Origin of the sequence: Micromonospora matsumotoense, from assembly GCF_900091525.1 — a bacterium.
GTDB lineage: Bacteria > Actinomycetota > Actinomycetes > Mycobacteriales > Micromonosporaceae > Micromonospora > Micromonospora matsumotoensis.
This window is the reverse complement of the sequence record NZ_FMCU01000022.1, coordinates 26631-42822: the sequence shown is the minus strand read 5'-3', so window position 1 is coordinate 42822 and position 16192 is coordinate 26631. Positions and strand designations below refer to the sequence as shown.

At 74.7% G+C, this 16192-nt stretch carries 12 protein-coding genes; 2 read left to right on the top strand and 10 right to left on the bottom strand.

Annotation, left to right across the window (positions count from 1 at the left end):
* Positions 1–12 precede the first annotated feature (12 nt).
* From GA0070216_RS29025 to GA0070216_RS28995, 7 genes are all read right to left on the bottom strand, one after another.
* Positions 13–681 (bottom strand): permease prefix domain 1-containing protein, encoded by a 669-nt coding sequence (locus GA0070216_RS29025; protein ID WP_091252755.1) that lies wholly within the window; start codon positions 679–681, stop codon positions 13–15.
* Positions 682–802: 121 nt separating this feature from the next.
* Entirely contained in the window at positions 803–2629 is a 1827-nt protein-coding gene (gene cydC / locus GA0070216_RS29020) for a thiol reductant ABC exporter subunit CydC (RefSeq protein WP_091252753.1), read from the bottom strand.
* A gap of 64 nt (positions 2630–2693) precedes the next feature.
* A complete protein-coding gene (gene cydD, locus GA0070216_RS29015) occupies positions 2694–4385 on the bottom strand; it encodes a thiol reductant ABC exporter subunit CydD (protein WP_091252751.1) in 1692 nt (563 codons plus the stop codon).
* A complete protein-coding gene (locus GA0070216_RS29010) occupies positions 4382–5389 on the bottom strand; it encodes a cytochrome d ubiquinol oxidase subunit II (protein WP_091252749.1) in 1008 nt (335 codons plus the stop codon). The genes cydD and GA0070216_RS29010 overlap by 4 nt, the downstream gene beginning before the upstream one ends.
* 11 nt (positions 5390–5400) lie before the next feature.
* Positions 5401–6651 (bottom strand): cytochrome ubiquinol oxidase subunit I, encoded by a 1251-nt coding sequence (locus GA0070216_RS29005; protein ID WP_091252747.1) that lies wholly within the window; start codon positions 6649–6651, stop codon positions 5401–5403.
* Positions 6652–6869: 218 nt separating this feature from the next.
* Positions 6870–7775, bottom strand: a complete 906-nt coding sequence (locus tag GA0070216_RS29000; RefSeq protein WP_091252746.1) for a M56 family metallopeptidase — start codon at positions 7773–7775, stop codon at positions 6870–6872.
* A 10-nt stretch (positions 7776–7785) separates the two neighbouring features.
* A complete protein-coding gene (locus tag GA0070216_RS28995; protein WP_091252744.1) occupies positions 7786–8313 on the bottom strand; it encodes a BlaI/MecI/CopY family transcriptional regulator in 528 nt (175 codons plus the stop codon).
* Positions 8314–8580: 267 nt separating this feature from the next.
* Here GA0070216_RS28995 and GA0070216_RS28990 point away from each other — a divergent pair, with 267 nt between their 5' ends.
* The gene (locus tag GA0070216_RS28990) at positions 8581–12018 is read left to right on the top strand and encodes a fibronectin type III domain-containing protein (protein ID WP_091252742.1); all 3438 of its coding nucleotides are present in this window, start codon (positions 8581–8583) and stop codon (positions 12016–12018) included.
* A gap of 65 nt (positions 12019–12083) precedes the next feature.
* On the opposite strand, the gene GA0070216_RS28985 is transcribed toward GA0070216_RS28990, so the two are convergent.
* From GA0070216_RS28985 to deoC, 3 genes are read right to left on the bottom strand one after another with little or no spacing between them, the layout of a single operon-like run.
* Complete coding sequence (locus GA0070216_RS28985; protein WP_091252738.1) at positions 12084–12908, bottom strand: aldehyde dehydrogenase family protein; 825 nt, start codon at positions 12906–12908, stop codon at positions 12084–12086.
* Positions 12901–14325 carry an aldehyde dehydrogenase family protein gene (locus GA0070216_RS28980; RefSeq protein ID WP_091252857.1) on the bottom strand — a complete coding sequence of 475 codons (1425 nt, stop codon included), beginning with the start codon at positions 14323–14325 and terminating at the stop codon, positions 12901–12903. Before GA0070216_RS28980 ends, GA0070216_RS28985 begins: the two co-directional genes overlap by 8 nt.
* 5 nt (positions 14326–14330) lie before the next feature.
* Positions 14331–15290: a deoxyribose-phosphate aldolase gene (gene deoC, locus GA0070216_RS28975; RefSeq protein WP_091252735.1), complete on the bottom strand. Its 960-nt coding sequence runs from the start codon at positions 15288–15290 to the stop codon at positions 14331–14333.
* 230 nt (positions 15291–15520) lie between these two features.
* Here deoC and upp point away from each other — a divergent pair, with 230 nt between their 5' ends.
* On the top strand, positions 15521–16153 hold the full coding sequence (upp, locus tag GA0070216_RS28970) for a uracil phosphoribosyltransferase (protein ID WP_091252732.1): 633 nt from the start codon (positions 15521–15523) through the stop codon (positions 16151–16153).
* The last annotated feature ends 39 nt before the right edge of the window (positions 16154–16192 follow it).

The following is a 16192-nucleotide window of genomic DNA, read 5'->3' as shown; positions in this document are numbered from 1 at the left end:
CACCGGTGTGCGTCAGCGGGCGGCGACCAGCCACGAGCGGGAGGCCCGGAAGAGCGCGAAGTGGGCGGCGCCGGCCAGCACCGCCCCGATGATCATCGGGGGCCAGGTCAGGGCGGCGTCCCACAGCGCGACCGACCAGGCGAAGAGCGCCACCCCGGCCACCGCACCGACGACCAGTGCCCCGGTCAGTCCCCAGCCGAGCAGCCGGCCCACCGTCGTGGCAGCCCGGCCCCGACGGGCCGCCCAGGCCCCGAACGACAGGGCGGCCAGCGCCATCCCGGCCACGACCAGCCAGATGCCGTTCATCGATCCGGCGAGCAGCTGATAACCGGCCGGTGGTGGCGGCCCGCCGCTCCAGCTCGACCCCCGCCAGGTCAGGTCACCGCCGGCCGTCAGCAGGACGGCGATCACCAGTGCCCGCCGGGACAGCCCGCGCAGCGCTCCGGCGGCCAACTCCGCCTGGTACGCCGGAGCCAGCTCCGCCGGCGTACCGAAGTCGGCCACGGCCCGCCGCTCGGCGTCCCGCGCCGGCAGGCCGGCTTCCCGGTACGCCTCGGTGGCGTCGTCCAGCGAGTCCCGTACCTCGCGGATCAGTTCGGTCCTGAGCCGGGCCGGGCCGCGCAGCCGGGACTCCAGCTCCCGCAGCCGCTCGTCGATCCCTACCTCGTCGCAGGCGCGCATGGCACCACCCTGCCACGGCCCGACGTGCCCGCGCGTCGGGGAGATTCCCGGACCCGGGCCCCGGTGTGGATCGGGGGCCCGACCGCGATCCAGGCCCCGGCCGCCGGGGCGGGACCCGGCGTCAGGGAGTCAGTGCCAGGTATCCGCGCTCGGCCGCCTCCTGGAGCACCCACTGGTCCCGGTACCAGCCGGGGGCGGTGACCAGATCGGTGTGCCGCCCCCGCTGGACGATCCGGCCGGCGTCCAGGACCACGACCTCGTCCATCCCGGCCAGGCCGCTGAGCCGGTGGCTGATCAGCAGCACCGAACGCCCGGCGGGAGTCGCTGCCAGCACCCCGGCGAGCACCGTGTCGGCGGCGACCGGGTCGAGGCCCTCGGTCGGCTCGTCCAGCACCAGTACGCCGGGGGCGGCGAGCAGCGCCCGGGCCAGCGCGAGCCGCTGCCGCTGTCCACCGGAGAGCTGACCGCCCTCCTCGCCGACCAGGGTGTCCCAGCCGTCCGGCTGCTCCCGTACCCACTCCAGCAGGCCGGCGGCGCGCATCGCGGCGGACAGCTCCGCCTCGTCCGCGTCCGGCCGGCCGAGCAGCAGGTTCTCCCGCACCGAGGCATGGAAGACGTACGCCTCGGCGAGCAGGCCACCGATCGCCCGGGGCAGTTCCTCGGGCGGGTACGCCGACACGTCCCGGTCCGCGAGGGTCACCCGGCCGGCGTCGGGGCGTACCGCCCCGGTCAGCACCGCGGCCAGGGTGCTCTTGCCGGCGCCACTCGGTCCGACGACCGCGATCCGACGTCCGGCGGGCAGGTCGAGGTCGAATCCGGCCAGTGCGGGTGCGGCACCCTCGCGGTACCGGACGACGACCCCGTCGAACCGCACGTCGCGCGCCACCGCCCCCGCGCTCCCCGGGCCACCGCTCCGCGCCGGGCGACCACCGTCCACCGGGCCACCGCTCACCACCGGGCCAGCGGCCTGCACCGGGCTGGTCTCGGGAGTGGGTTCGTCGAGCAGGGCGGCGACCCGGGACAGGCCGGCGCGGAGCTGGGTCCGTTGCCGCGCCGCGCCGACCAGCGCCAACGCGATCTCCACCGCAGCGAGGGTGCCGACGGCGAGCACGCCCACCAGCACCCCGGCCACGTCGGCGCGGAGCGCGGTGAGCACCACCCCGGCCGCGGTCAGCCCGGCCACCAGCACCCCGGCCGCGTCCACCGCGAAGCCGGTCGCGGCGAGCCGGCGTTCCAGTCGGGCCAACCGGTCGGCACGGCGGGTCGCGGCCCGCAGCGCCTGGCCGGTGGCCCCGAAGGCGGCCAGGTCGGCGGCACCGTGGGTGAGGTCGACGGCGTCGGTGGCGAGCGCCCCGCGCAGCGGCGCCACCTCGTCGGCGGCCCGTCGGGTCAGCGCGGTCGCCAGCACCGGCAGCGCCACCCCGGCGACCAGCAGGCCGACCGCGAGCACCCCGGCCGAGGGCAGCGAGATCAGCGCGGCCCCACCGACGGCGAGCACCCCGACCAGGGCGGCTGCCGCCCCGGGTACGAGCACCCGGAGCAGGAGGTCCTGAACCGCCTCGACGTCGGAGACCAGTCGGCTGAGGGCGTCCCCGGTGCGCTGGCCGGCCGGGGTGGGCCGGGCGGCGAGGGTGGCGAAGACCCGGGCACGGACGTCGGTGATCAGGCGCAGCACGGCATCGTGCCCGGCGAGCCGTTCGGTGTAGCGCAGCACGCCCCGGCTGACGGCCAGCGCCCGGACGGCGACGATGGCGACGGTGAGCCGATCCAGCGGTGGCTGGCCGGCGGCGCTCATCAGCAGCCAGGTGGCGGTGGCCATCAGGGCCAGTCCGGCGAGTTCGGTGGCCGAGGCGAGCAGCCCGGCCCCCAGCAGCCGACCCAGGTACGGCCGGGCCAGTCGCAGCACCACCCGCTCGGGCCGGCCGGCAGGGGCGGAACCGGTGCTCATCGGCGGGCCTCCCCGGCTGGGGAACGGGTCGGTGCGGGCAGCCTGGCGGGGGTCGGTCCGGTGCTCATCGGCGGGCCTCCCCGGCCGGTGCCGGGGTCAGCTCGGTCACCCGGCCGGCGGCGACGTGCAGGACCCGGTCGGCGTCTGCCAGCAGTGCCGGCCGGTGTGCCACCAGCAGGGCGGTCCGGCCGGCCACCAGCCGCCGGGTGGCCGCCAGGACGGTCGACTCGCTCGCCGTGTCCAGCCGGGCGGTCGGCTCGTCGAGCAGCACCAGCGGGGCGTCCCGGAGGAAGGCGCGGGCCAGGGCGACCCGCTGTCGCTGACCGCTGGACAGCCCGTGGCCGCGCTCGCCGAGCAGGGTGCCCAGCCCGTCGGGCAGGGCGTTGACGACCTCGTCCAGGGCGGCGTCGGTGACCGCGCCGGCCAGGGCGACGTCCGGGGTGTCGGGGGCGCCGAGCCGGATGTTGTCGGCCAGCGTGGCGGCGAACAGATGGGCCCGCTGCGGCACCCAGGCGATCTGCCGCCGCCAGTCGTCGGGGTCGACGTCGGCCAGGTCGACCCCGGCGACGGTGATCCGGCCGGCGGTGGGCGTGACGAAGCCGAGCAGCAGGCCGAGCAGGGTGCTCTTGCCGGCACCGCTCGGCCCGACGACGGCGATCCGCTCGCCGGGCCGGATGGTGAGCGTGACGTCCCGCAACGCGGTGGTCCGCTCGTACGCGACGGTGACGTCGGTGAAGACGATCTCGTCCGCCCCGGACGGCGTACCGACCGTGGCAGGCCCGGCCGACACCCCGGCGGTCGGGCCGGTGGTGACGGCGGAGACGGTCAGCGCCTCGTCCAGCGCGGTGAGCCCCTCCATGCTGGCGTGGAACCGGCTGCCGGCGGTCCGCAACGGCAGGTACGCCTCCGGGGTGAGCAGCAGCACCAGCAGGGCGGTGGCCAGGGTGATCCCGCCGTCCAGCAGCCGGATGCCGACCGGCACCGCGACCAGCGCCACCGACAGGGTGGCGACCAGTTCCAGCACCAGCGCGGAGAGGAAGGCGATCCGCAGGGTCTTCATGGTGGCGACCCGGTGCCCGTCGGCCATCCGGCGGACCACCTCGGTCTGCGCCCGGGCCCGGCCGAACGCGCGCAGCGTGGGCAGCCCGGCGACCATGTCGAGGAAGTGCCCGCCGAGCATCGACAGCCGACGCCACTGCCGTTCGGTGGCGGCCTGGGCCTGCCAGCCGAGCAGCGCGCCGAAGACCGGGATCAGCGGGATGGTGAGCACGATGATCAGGGCCGAGCTCCAGTCGGCGAAGACCAGCCGGGCCAGCACGGCGGCCGGCACGGTGACGCTGAGCACGAGTTGCGGGAGGTAGCCGGTGAAGTAGGCGTCCAGGGCGTCGAGTCCGCGCCCGGTGAGGGTGGCGAGCTGGCCGGCCCGCTGGCCGGCGACCCATCCGGGCCCGTGCCGGCCGACGGCGGACAGCAGGTCGGCGCGGAGGGTGGCCTTCACGGTGGCGGCGGCCCGCGCGGCGACGGTGCCCTGTCCCCAGGAGACCAGGGCCCGGCCGCCGACGGCGGCGACGAAGCCGGCCAGCGCGGCGGTGTCCAGCCGGCCGTGGATGGCGGTCGCGAGCACCGTGGCCAGGGCGGTGGCCTGCGCGACGACCAGCAGTGCGGTGAGCCCGCCGAGGGCGGCGAGCACGGCGAGGTCGCGCCGGGCCGCAGGGACCCGGCGCAGCAGACGCGGGTCGAAGGGACGGCGGTTCACCAGTACACCGGTGCCCTGCCGTCGGTCCGTCCCCGGAACACCCACCAGCACATTGCCTGGAAGCCTAGTAGGGCCGGCAGGAGGGGCAGCAGCAGCCAGCCCAGCAGCCGCAACGTCGGTCCGCTGGCCGCCGCGTCGGTGACGCCCACGGTGGCCGCCGGGTCGACCGTGGAGACCAGCACGGCCGGCCAGAGCGCCGCGCCGACCAGGGCCACCGGCAGGGCGAGGGCCGCGCTGGTGGCGGCCAGGGCCACCCCCGGCCGACCCCGGCGCAGCGCCGCGCGGGCCGCCACCAGCGCCCCGACCAGCGCCACCAGCAGCAGTACGGCGGGCAGCGGCTGGCGGGTCGCCGCGCGTACCCGGTCGGAGAGCAGGCCCAGCGCGGCGGCCGTGGCGACCGCGGCGAGCGCCCCGACGAGCAGCCGGCGGGCCAGCCGGGCGGTCGCCGGGAGGTCGGCGGCCGGCAGTCGCAGGGTGAGGAAGGTCGCACCGTGCGCGGCGACCAGGGTGAGCAGGGCGAGCCCGGTGGCGGCGACGAACGGGGTCGCCAGGTGGGCCTGTCCGGCGACGTGCCCGTCGGCGTCGATCGGCAGGCCCTGGAGCAGCCCGGCGAGCAGGGCACCCCAGCCGAACGCGGCCAGCGCGCTGCCGACCACGATCACCCGGTCCCAGCCCCGGCGGGCGGCCGGCCCGGTCGGGCGACTGCGCTGCTGCACCCCGGCGGTGACCAGGATCACCCCCACCAGTGCCCCGGCCACGGCGGGGTAGTAGCCGGAGAGGAGTTCGCCCTCCAGGGTGGGGAAGACGCCGAAGAGGATGCCGACGGCGGCCACCAACCAGACCTCGTTGCCGAGGAAGAACGGGCCGAGCGCGGTGAGCCCGGCGCGGCGGGTGGCCGGGGTGCCCCGCCGGGCGAGCAGCAGCCCCACGCCGTAGTCGTAGCCGGCGAGGACGAGGTAGCCGGCGACGAAGAGGCCGAGCAGGGCGTACCAGACGAGTGCCATCGGGGGTCCTCTCAGGCGAAGGCGGGGGTGGGCCGGGGCTCGTCGTCCTGGACGCCGGGCGGGCGGCCGAGCGCCGGGTCGGTGGCGCCCCGGGCGGCGTGCCGGGCGAGCAGCGTCCAGTTGGTGACGGCGAGGGTGCCGAGCAGCAGGCTGAAACCGATCAGCGAGGCGAGCATCAGGCTCGGGTCGACGTCGGAGACGGCCCGGTCGGTGGGGAGTAACCCGTACGCGGCCCAGGGCTGCCGGCCGACCTCCCGGGCGAGCCAGCCGAGGAGCACCGCGACGAAGGGCAGCGGCAGGGCGCACAGGGTCAGCCAGAGCGGGAAGCGCAGCCGGATCACCAGGTCCCGCCAGAGCAGCGGCAGCAGCAACCAGACGCAGCCCAGGGTGAAGCCGATCAGGATCATGAAGCCGAGCCCGACGCTGGACAGCGCCGGTGGGGTGTAGTCACCCGGGCCGAACCGGCTGGTCCACTCGGCGACCGCGGCGTCGGCGGTCGGGCCGCCGCCGAACTTGGTGGGTTGGAACTCGCCGACCGGGCCGAACTGGGCGAAGCCGAAGCCCTGCACCATGGTGACCGCCAGGGCGGCGGTGACCAGCCCGATCCGCAGCGAGGTGCGGTGCAGGGCGAAATCGGTGGTACGCCGCAGCAGGTGCCAGGCGCTGACCGAGGCCATCAGCATGCCGCCGGTGAGCAGGCTGGCGGCGATGACGTGACCGAGGGCCATCCCGAGGGTGGGATTGGTGAGCAGCGCCCCGAAGTCGGTGAGCTGGGCGACGCCGTCGCGCAGCTCATAGCCGACCGGGTGCTGGAGCCAGGCGTTCGCCACCATGATCCAGAACGCCGAGGCGTACGCGGTGAGCGCGACCCCCCAGAGCAGCGCCAGGTGCACGCCGCGCCGCAGCCGGTGCCAGCCGAAGATCCACATGCCGAGGAACGTCGACTCCAGGAAGAACGCCACCAGCGTCTCGATCGCCAGCGGGGCCCCGAAGACGTTGCCGACGTAGCGCGACAACCCGCTCCAGTTCAGCCCGAACTGGAACTCCAGCACGATGCCGGTGGCGATGCCGAGCACATAGTTGATCACGTAGAGCTGGCCCCAGAACCGGGTCAGCCGTTCCCACTGCGGATTGCCGGTGACGAACCAGGCGGTCTGCATGCCGACCAGCAGGGTGACCAGACCGAGGGTGACCGCCACGAAGAGGAAGTGGATCGAGGTGGTGGTGGCGAACTGGAGGCGCGCGAGGAGCAGGGTGTCCATGATCGCTCTCTAAACGTAGTCCCGCTTGTCGTAGGCAGGCTACACGTAGCATTGCTACCTATCCACCCGCCCGGCATCGCCGCCAGCTCCGGCGGACGGGACGGATCAGGCCGGCATGGCGCGATCGGCGGGGCAGGGCGCAGTCGATCCAGCCGGGTGGCCGTGGTCCGGCAGCGCGCGGCGGTCCGGCAGTGCGCGGTCGGTCCGACCGGCGGCGGTCAGCGCAGGAACAGGGAGATCGGCAGGGCGGCCAGGGTGGTCGTCACCGCCAGCGCGGCGGCCCCGAGCAGCCGGGGCGGCCGGTCGGCGACCAGCAGTCGCTGCACCCGGACGTCGAGGTCGCGGTCGCCGATGCCGAGCGCGCCGGCCGGGGTGACCCGGTGCCCGGCAGCGGCGAACCGGCGCAGCGCGCCCGCCAGCGGGGCATCGGCGTGCAGCTCACGGGCCTTGTCGTCGGCCCGCATCTCGACCAGCAGGGCCACCCGCTCGTGGGCGGCGCGGACCCACCGGAACCACGGCAGCGCCCGGCACAGTGCCGTGAACGGCAACAGCACCAGGTCGTGGCGCTCCTGGGCGTGCGCCCGCTCGTGGGCGAGCACCGCCGCCAACTCGGCCCGGTCCAGCAGGCTGAGCGTGCCGGCGCTGACCACCACCCGGGGGCGCACCCCGGGCAGGCAGTACGCGGCGGCGCCGGGGTGGTCGAGGACCAGCGCGCCGGGAATCGTCGGGTCCCGGCGGGCGACCAGGGTGAGCAGGTCCCGGTGCCGACGCTGGGCCCGTACGGCGGAGTGCACGCTGCGTACGGTGGTGCCGAGCAGCACCGCGCCGATGCCGAAGCCGATCCCGACCAGGCCCAGGTGGACGGCGGTCACCCCGGCCGGGAGGGTGCCGTGGGCCAGGTCTCCGGCGAGGGCCAGCAGCGCCCCGCCGGTCGGCCGACCGTAGGCGGTCAGCCCGAGCGCCATCGGCAGGCCCATCGCGGACAGGCCGAGAGCCAGCCCGACCGCCTGCCAGCAGACGATCGCGACCCGGGGGGCCCGCCACGTCCAGGTGGAGCCGGCCAGCACCTGTGCGGTCAGCCAGCAGGCCAGGATCGCCCCGGCGAAGTGCACGGCGTACGCCACGGTGGCCGCCCTACCGGTCCGTCGCCTCGTCGGCGGCCCTGGCCCGGCCGGCGCGGGGGTCCCCGACCCGGTCGGTCAGCCCGGCCTCGTGCCGGCCGGTCGGCCGGGCGTCCTGCCCCGCCGGTCCGGAGCCGGTCGCACCGGCGTCGGGCCCGGCCGGTGCGGGGCCGGTCAGCCCCGCCTCCGCGCCGAGCGCGGCCCGCAGCACCTCGGCCTCGGTGCCGGTCACCGAACGGGCGAAGCGCACCAGCGCGGCGTCCCGGCTGCCGCCGAGGTCGAGGGCGTCGAGCATGAGCCGGGCGATGTGCGCCTCCCGGCTGGCGGCGGCCCGGTAGCGCCAGGCCCGCCCCTCGCGTTCCCGCTGCACCATGCCCTTGCCGGCGAGCCGGTCCAGCACGGTCATCACCGTCGTGTACGCCAACTCGCGCCCGTCCAGCGCCTCGGCGACCTCGCGCACGGTCACCCCGTCCGACGTGCCCGGGACCACGTCCCACAGCACGTCCATCACCGCCCGCTCAAGATCACCCAACCGAGTCACCCGGTAATCCTACCCCCGGTAGTACGACCGGCCGTCGGACCGCCCGCTGGGCTGCCGGCTCGACCGACCGGGCCGACCGGGCCGACCGGGCCATCGGCCGTCGGGTGGGGTCGGGTGATCCGTCCGGCCGGCGGCGGCGCTGGTCGATCGACGCCGACCGGGGCCGTTCGGACCTGATCGGGCACCGCGCTGTCCGTTGCCGGACCGTCCCCTGTCGGCGGCCCGACCCGACTGGTAAACGATCTCCAGTCTGTGAAGGAGGCACCCATGAAGGCACACGTCCGTCGGCTGGCCGTCATCGTCGCCGCGACGGTTCTCGGGGCGTTCCCGGCCGTGCCGGCGTCCGCCGCCGGGGTGCCGTCCGGCCCCGTGTCCGTCATGGCCGAGGCCGACGGGCTGGCCCTGCGGGTGGACTGGACGCCCCCCACGGACCGCACCGGTATCACCGGCTACCGGGTGAGCACGGTCCCCGCCGGGCTCTCCCTCGACCTCCCCGCCGACGCGGACCACGCGGTGCTCGCCGGGGTGCGCCCGAACACCGGCTACGTCGCCCAGGTGACGGCCCTGGCCGGGGCGGAGCAGTCGGCACCCACCCGGGCCGGCAACGCCGTCACCCTGACCGCCCCGGGCGGTTCACTGGTCGCCGTGCCACCGGCCCGGTTGCTGGACACCCGCTCCGGACTGGGCGCACCGGCCGGGGCGACCCGACAGGTGACCCTGGCCGTGGCCGGCCGAGGTGGCATCCCCGCCACGGGAGCGGCGGCGGTGGCGGTGAACGTCACGGTCACCGCGCCGACCGGGGGTGGCTTCGTCACGGTGTACCCGGGCGGGACGGCCCGGCCGACGGCCTCGAACGTGAACTACGCCCGGGGGCAGACGGTGGCCAACCTGGTCGTGGTGCCGGTCGGCGTGGACGGCACCGTCGTGCTCTACTCGTCCGCCGCGGCCCACCTGGTGGCCGACGCCGCAGGCTGGTTCTCCACGGCGCGCACCGCCTCACCCGCCGCCGGTCTGTTCCACGGTCTGAGCCCCACCCGGCTGGTGGACACCCGCACCGGCTCCGGTGGCACCACCCCCGGCCCGGACGGTCGGCTCGACGTCCAGGTCACCGGGGCCGGCGGGGTGCCGGCCGCCGGGGTGTCCGCGGTGGTGCTCAACACCACGGTGGCCGGTGCCGACGCCGCCGGTTACGTGACCGCCTATCCGGCGGGGCAGCCCAGGCCGACCGCCTCGACGCTGAACTTCGTGGCGAAACAGGTCCTCGCCAACCGGGTGATCGTGCCCGTCGGCACCGACGGCAAGGTGAGTTTCTACAACCGGGCCGGGTCGACCCCGCTCGTCATCGACGTCACCGGCTGGTTCAGCGACGGCTCGGACCCCGCCGTCGGTGGGGCCTACCTGGCCAGCGTCCCGCCGACCCGGATCGTGGACACCCGCACCGGGCTGGGTGCCGCGAAGGGGCCGGTGGCCGGCGGCAGTTCGCTGCCGGTCGCCGTGGCGGGACGTGCCGGTCTGCCGGCGGCCACCGCAGCGCTGCCGCCCACCGGGTTGGTCGCCAATGTCACGGCGGTCCAGCCGACGAGCGCCGGGTTCCTCACCGTCTACCCGTCCGTCACCGCCCGACCCACCGCGTCGGATCTCAACTTCACCCCCGGCGGCGTCGTGCCCAATCTCTCCGTCGCCCCGCTCGGTGTCGATGGCGGCATGCTGGTGCACAACTCGGCCGGGGCCACCCACGTCGTCGTCGACGTGGTCGGCTACTTCCTCGGCGACACGGCGGTGCCCAGCAGCACCCGTCCGGTCCGCGCCGGTGACGTCCGGGCGGTGACCGGCCCGCCCGGCGGTGACCGCCAGGTGGTGCTGGCCCCGACGGCGGTGAACCCGCAACCCGGCGAGGTGCTCTCCGCCGGCACCGGGCCGACGACGCCCGACGGGCTGCTGGTCAGGGTCGTCGACACGGCCACCGACGCCCAGGGCAACCGGGTGCTGAGCACCGAACCGGCGACGTTGCAGGAGGCGTTCGGGGCCGGGCACTTCGCGGTGTCCGCGCCGCTGTCCGCCGACGACGTCGTCACCGCCGACCGGTCACCCGCAGCGGAACCGCCCGCCCTGACCCCGGACCGGCTGCGTCGACGCCTCGCCGGCCGGGAGGCGACCAGCCCGGTGGGACAGGGCATCGACCGGACGGTGAGCTGCTCCGGCGGCGGGTCGGTCAAGGTGGTGGGAAGCATCAGCGTCAGCCCGTCGGTCAACCTCTCGGTCGAGTGGGGCTGGTTCTCGGTGCAGTCGGTGACCTTCACCGGCACCCTCTCCCAGGACGCCTCGCTGACCGCCACCGCGCAGGCGGCGAGCGGCTGCCACCTCGGCCCGGTGCCGCTGTTGCCCACGCCGATCCGGTTCACGCCGATCACGTTCACCGTCGGGCCGGTGCCGGTGGTGGTCACCCCGCAGTTGCAGTTCTACCTCTCTGCCGACGGCACGGTCAGTGCCCAGGTCACCGCCGGTGCCACCCAGCACGCCGAAGGCACGCTGGGGCTGTCGTGGTCGGCCGGTGCGGGTCTGCGCCCGATCGCCCAGACCGGCAGCAGCTTCAGCTACGCGGCACCCACCCTGTCCGGTGGCGCGTCACTGTCGGCCCGGGTGGGTCCCCGGCTCGAGCTGTTCCTGTACGGGGTGGCCGGCCCGTACCTGACGGCGGACGTCAACGTCGGCCTGTCGGCCAACCCGGCTGCCGAACCGTGGTGGACGCTCACCGGCGGCCTGGACGCCGGTGCCGGCATCGCCCTGCCCTCGCTCGGCTTCGACCAGAGCAACCCGTCGATCCTGCGCTACCGCCGGACGCTCGCGCAGGCTCCGCTGCCGCAGCACCTCTATGCCGTCGAGTGCATGAGCAGCGACTGCTACACCACGCTGCGACTGGTGCAGACCGACGACCGGGGCGGGGCGAAACGCCAGATCGGCGGCACCTTCTCCGGCGGGGTGACGGGACTGGCGGTCAACCCGGCCGGCACCGAGGTCGTCATCCAACGGACCACCTCCGGGCGGGGCAAGCCGCTTTTCGTCCGCAACGTGGCGACCGGACAGGACCGTCAGCTCACTTCCCAGGACACGAAGTGCAGCGTCGACACCTTCGACACGTTCCCGGTGTGGTCCCCGAACGGCGCCACCATCAGCTTCTCGCGCAGCAGCAGCTTCGGTAACTACACCTGCCCGTCGGACGGCATCTACGTCGTCGCCGCCGGTGGTGGCACCCCGACCCGGGTCAGCACGAACCGGTGGGACGGGCCGCCGTCCTGGAACCCCTCGACCGACCGGTGGGCGATGACCACGCGCACCCAGCCCGCGACGCTCTACACGAGCGCCACCAACGGCAGCGGGAAGAAGACCCTCTATACCGCAGGCCGCGACGAGGGCCTCACCCCGGCCGCGTGGTCGCCGGACGGCGCGACGATCGCCGTCGGGACGGACTTCGGCAGGGTGTACGGCTACTCGCCGGCCGGTGGCCGGCTGTGGAGCCTGACGCCGGCCAACTACTGCACCGGATACCCGGTCGCCTGGGCCCGCGACAGCGCATCGTTCTTCTATCTCGGGTGCCAGTCGGGTGGGTCTTCCCGCACCGTCTACCGGATCAATGCGGCCAACGGCGCGACGCCCACCCCGATCACGTCCGACCGCGTCGTCGTCGCGGTGGCGGTGGGCCGCTGACGATCGGACCGGACCGCTGACCGTCGGCGCGGGGATGCCGGCGGTCAGCGGTGGGCCGGAGCCGGTCACACCCCCTTGGGGTGCCAGACCGTCTTGGTCTCCAGCAGCGCGGTCATCCGGGCCAGGCCCGGGTCACCCGCCCAGTCGTGGTCGGCCGGCAGCGGTCGGAGCACCCGCTTGAGGTTCTCCGCCGCCCGGCCCTCCAGATCGGCCGCCAGGTCGGTGTCGACCACTCCGGCCAGGTCGATCGCATTGACGTCCAGGTGCGCGGCCAGCGTCGGCACGGTCTCGGTGATCCGGCCGGTGAGCAGGTTGACCACCCCGCCGGGCAGATCCGAGGTGGCCAGCACCTCGGCCAGGGTCACCGCCGCCAGCGGGGCCGACGGGGAGGCCGCCACCACCACCGTGCTGCCGGTGACGATGGCCGGGGCGACCACGCTGACCAGGCCGAGCAGCGCCGGGGACTCGGGGGCCACCACGGCCACCACCCCGGTCGGCTCGGGCGTGGACAGGTTGAAGTACGGCCCGGCGACCGGGTTCGCGCCGCCGTACACCTGGGGGAGTTTGTCGGCCCAGCCGGCGTACCAGACCCAGCGGTCGATCGCCGTGTCCACCTCGTCGGCCGGGATGCCGAGCCCGACGAACTGGTCGCGGCGGCCCTCCAGCATCTCCGCGACCCGGTAGAGGATCTGACCCCGGTTGTACGCGGTCGCCCCGGCCCACCCCTTGACGGCGGCCCGCGCGGCGACCACGGCGTCCCGCGCGTCCTTGCGCGATGCCAACGACACGTTGGAGTCCTGCACGAGATACGACCGTCCCGACTCGCTGCGCGGGAACTTCCCGCCGATGAAGAGCTTGTACGTCTTGCGTACCGCCACCCGCTCAGACATTGAGGTACCCCTCCAGCCCGTGCCGGCCACCCTCGCGGCCGTAGCCCGACTCCTTGTAGCCGCCGAACGGCGAGGTCGGGTCGAACTTGTTGAACGTGTTGGCCCAGACCACCCCGGCGCGCAGCCGGTCGGCGGTCCACAGGATGCGCGAGCCCTTGTCGGTCCAGATCCCCGCCGACAGCCCGTACGGCGTGTTGTTGGCCTTCTCCACGGCCTCGGCCGGGGTGCGGAAGGTCAGCACCGACAGCACCGGGCCGAAGATCTCCTCGCGGGCGACCCGGTGCGCCTGGGTGACCCCGGTGAAGATCGTCGGCGCGAACCAGAACCCCCGCTCGGGCAGCTCGCACGGCGGCGACCAGCGCTGCGCGCCCTCGGCCGCCCCGGCGTCGGACAGCTCCCGGATGCGGGCCAGCTGGGCGGCCGAGTTGATCGCCCCGACGTCGGTGTTCTTGTCCAGCGGGTCGCCGACCCGCAGCAACGCCATCCGCCGCTTGAGCGCGTCGAGCACCTGCTCGGCGACGTTCTCCTGGACCAGCAGCCGGGAGCCGGCGCAGCAGACGTGGCCCTGGTTGAAGAAGATGCCGTTGACGATCCCCTCGACGGCCTGGTCGATCGGCGCGTCGTCATAGACGATGTTGGCGGCCTTGCCGCCCAGCTCCAGGGTGACCTTCTTGCGGGTGCCGGCCACCGACCGGGCGATGGCCTTGCCGACCCCGGTGGAGCCGGTGAACGCGACCTTGTCCACGCCCGGGTGCTCCACCAGCGCCCGGCCGGTGTCGCCCGCGCCGGTGACGATGTTGACCACGCCGGCCGGCAGGTCGGCCTGCTGGCAGATCTCGGCGAACAGCAGCGCGGTCAGCGGCGTGGTCTCGGCGGGTTTGAGCACCACCGTGTTGCCGGCGGCGAGCGCCGGGGCGACCTTCCAGGCGAGCATGAGCAGCGGGAAGTTCCACGGGATGACCTGGGCGGCCACCCCGAGCGGCTGCGGGTCCGCGCCGAAGCCCGCGTACGGGAGCTTGTCGGCCCAGCCGGCGTAGTAGAAGAAGTGCGCGGCGACCAGCGGCAGGTCGACGTCCCGGGACTCCCGGATCGGCTTGCCGTTGTCCAGCGACTCCAGCACCGCCAGCTCGCGGGAGCGTTCCTGGACGAGCCGGGCGATCCGGTACAGGTACTTGGCCCGGTCCCGGCCCGGCATCGGACCCCAGACCTTGTCGTACGCCTTGCGGGCGGCGCGGACCGCCCGGTCGACGTCCTGTGTGCCGGCCCAGGTGACCTCGGCGAGCACCTCTTCGGTGGCCGGGTTGACCGTCTTGTCGAGATTCTCGCCGTCGACGAACTTGCCGTCGATGAACAGACCGTAGGACGACCTGATGTCGACGATCGCGCGCGACTCGGGCGCAGGGGCGTATTCGAACATCATGCTCAGTCCAGGGTGAAGTAGTCGGGACCGGAGTAGATGCCGGTCGTCAGCTTGGTGCGCTGCATGAGCAGGTCGTTGAGCAGGCTGGACGCGCCGAACCGGAACCAGTCCGGGCTCAGCCAGTCGGCGCCGACGGTCTCGTTGACCAGCACCAGGTACTTGATCGCGTCCTTGGTGTTCTTGATCCCGCCGGCCGGCTTGACGCCGACCTGCCGCCCGGTGGCGGCCCGGAAGTCGCGGACCGCCTCCAGCATCACCAGGGTCACCGGCAGGGTCGCGGCGACCGGGACCTTGCCGGTGGAGGTCTTGATGAAGTCGCCGCCGGCCAGCATCCCCAGCCAGGAGGCCCGCCGGACGTTGTCGTAGGTGGCCAGCTCGCCGGTCTCCAGGATCACCTTGAGGTGGGCGTCCCCGCAGGCCTCCTTGGTCGCCACGATCTCGTCGTAGACCTCGGTGTACCGCCCGGCCAGGAACGCGCCCCGATTGATCACCATGTCGATCTCGTCGGCCCCGGCGGCGACGGCCGCCCGGGTGTCGGCGAGCTTGACGTCCAGCGGCGCCTGCCCGGACGGGAACGCGGTCGCCACGCTGGCCAGGTGCACGGCGCTGCCGCGCAGCACCTCGGCCACGTGCGGCACCATCGCCGGGTAGACGCAGACCGCGCCGACGTGCGGGCAGGTCGGGTCGGCCGGGTCCGGGCGCAGCGCCTTGGCGGCCAGGGCGCGTACCTTGCCCGGGGTGTCGGCCCCCTCCAGGGTGGTCAGGTCGACCATCCGGATGGCCAGGTCGATCGCCTCGGCCTTGGCGGTGGTCTTGATCGAGCGGGTGCCGAGCTGTGCCGCCCGCTGCTCCGCGCCGACCTGGTCCACCCCGGGCAGGCCGTGCAGGAAGGTCCGCAACGCGGTCTCGGATCGCCCCAGCTCGGACAGGTCCGACCGGGCCGACGTCGTTGTCGCCGTCATGCCCCGAATACTACGCAGCCGCGCGTCGGGTGATCCTGGTCACAGCGCCCCAGGTCGGGGGTCGGCCGTCCGTCCGGGCGTCGCCGCCGGCTCGGTGGGCGTGGGTGGGCGGGGACGCCACGGCCGGCTGCGGGCGGGGCGGTCCGGCGCGACGGGGCGCGGGTGAGCCGCGTCGCCGCCCGCCGCGCACCCGTACTGCCGGCGGGCCCGGACCGGTAGGTTGAGCGATCGTGGACGTACACGTCATTGACCACCCGCTCGCCCAGTCCCGGCTGACCGCCATGCGGGACACCCGGACCGACTCGTCGTCGTTCCGGGCCGCGCTGCACGAACTCACCACCATGCTGGTGTACGAGGCCGCGCGCACCTTCCCGGTCGAGAAGTACCCGGTGCAGACCCCGGTCACCGGGGCCGAGGGCACCCGGTTGGCGAACCCGCCGCTGCTGGTGCCGGTGCTGCGGGCCGGCCTCGGGATGGCCGACGCGGCGCTCGGGCTGCTGCCGGAGTCGTCGATGGGCTTCGTCGGCCTGGCCCGCGACGAGGAGACGTACGAGCCGCGCGCCTACATGGAGTCGCTGCCCCGGGAGTTGTCCGGGCTGCCGGTGCTGGTGCTGGACCCGATGCTGGCCACCGGCGGTTCGCTGGAGCACTGCTGCCGGCTGCTCGCCGACCGGGGCTGCACCGACATCACCGTGCTCTGCGTGCTCGCCGCGCCGGTCGGCATCGCCCGGCTGGAGCGGTCGGGGCTCCCGCTGCGACTGGTCACCGCGTCGATCGACGAGGGGCTGAACGACAACATGTTCATCGTGCCGGGCCTCGGTGACGCCGGTGACCGCCAGTTCGGCGGCATGCCCCGTTTCTGACCCGCCCACCGCCGGTGCGACCCGTTAGGCCGGGGTGCC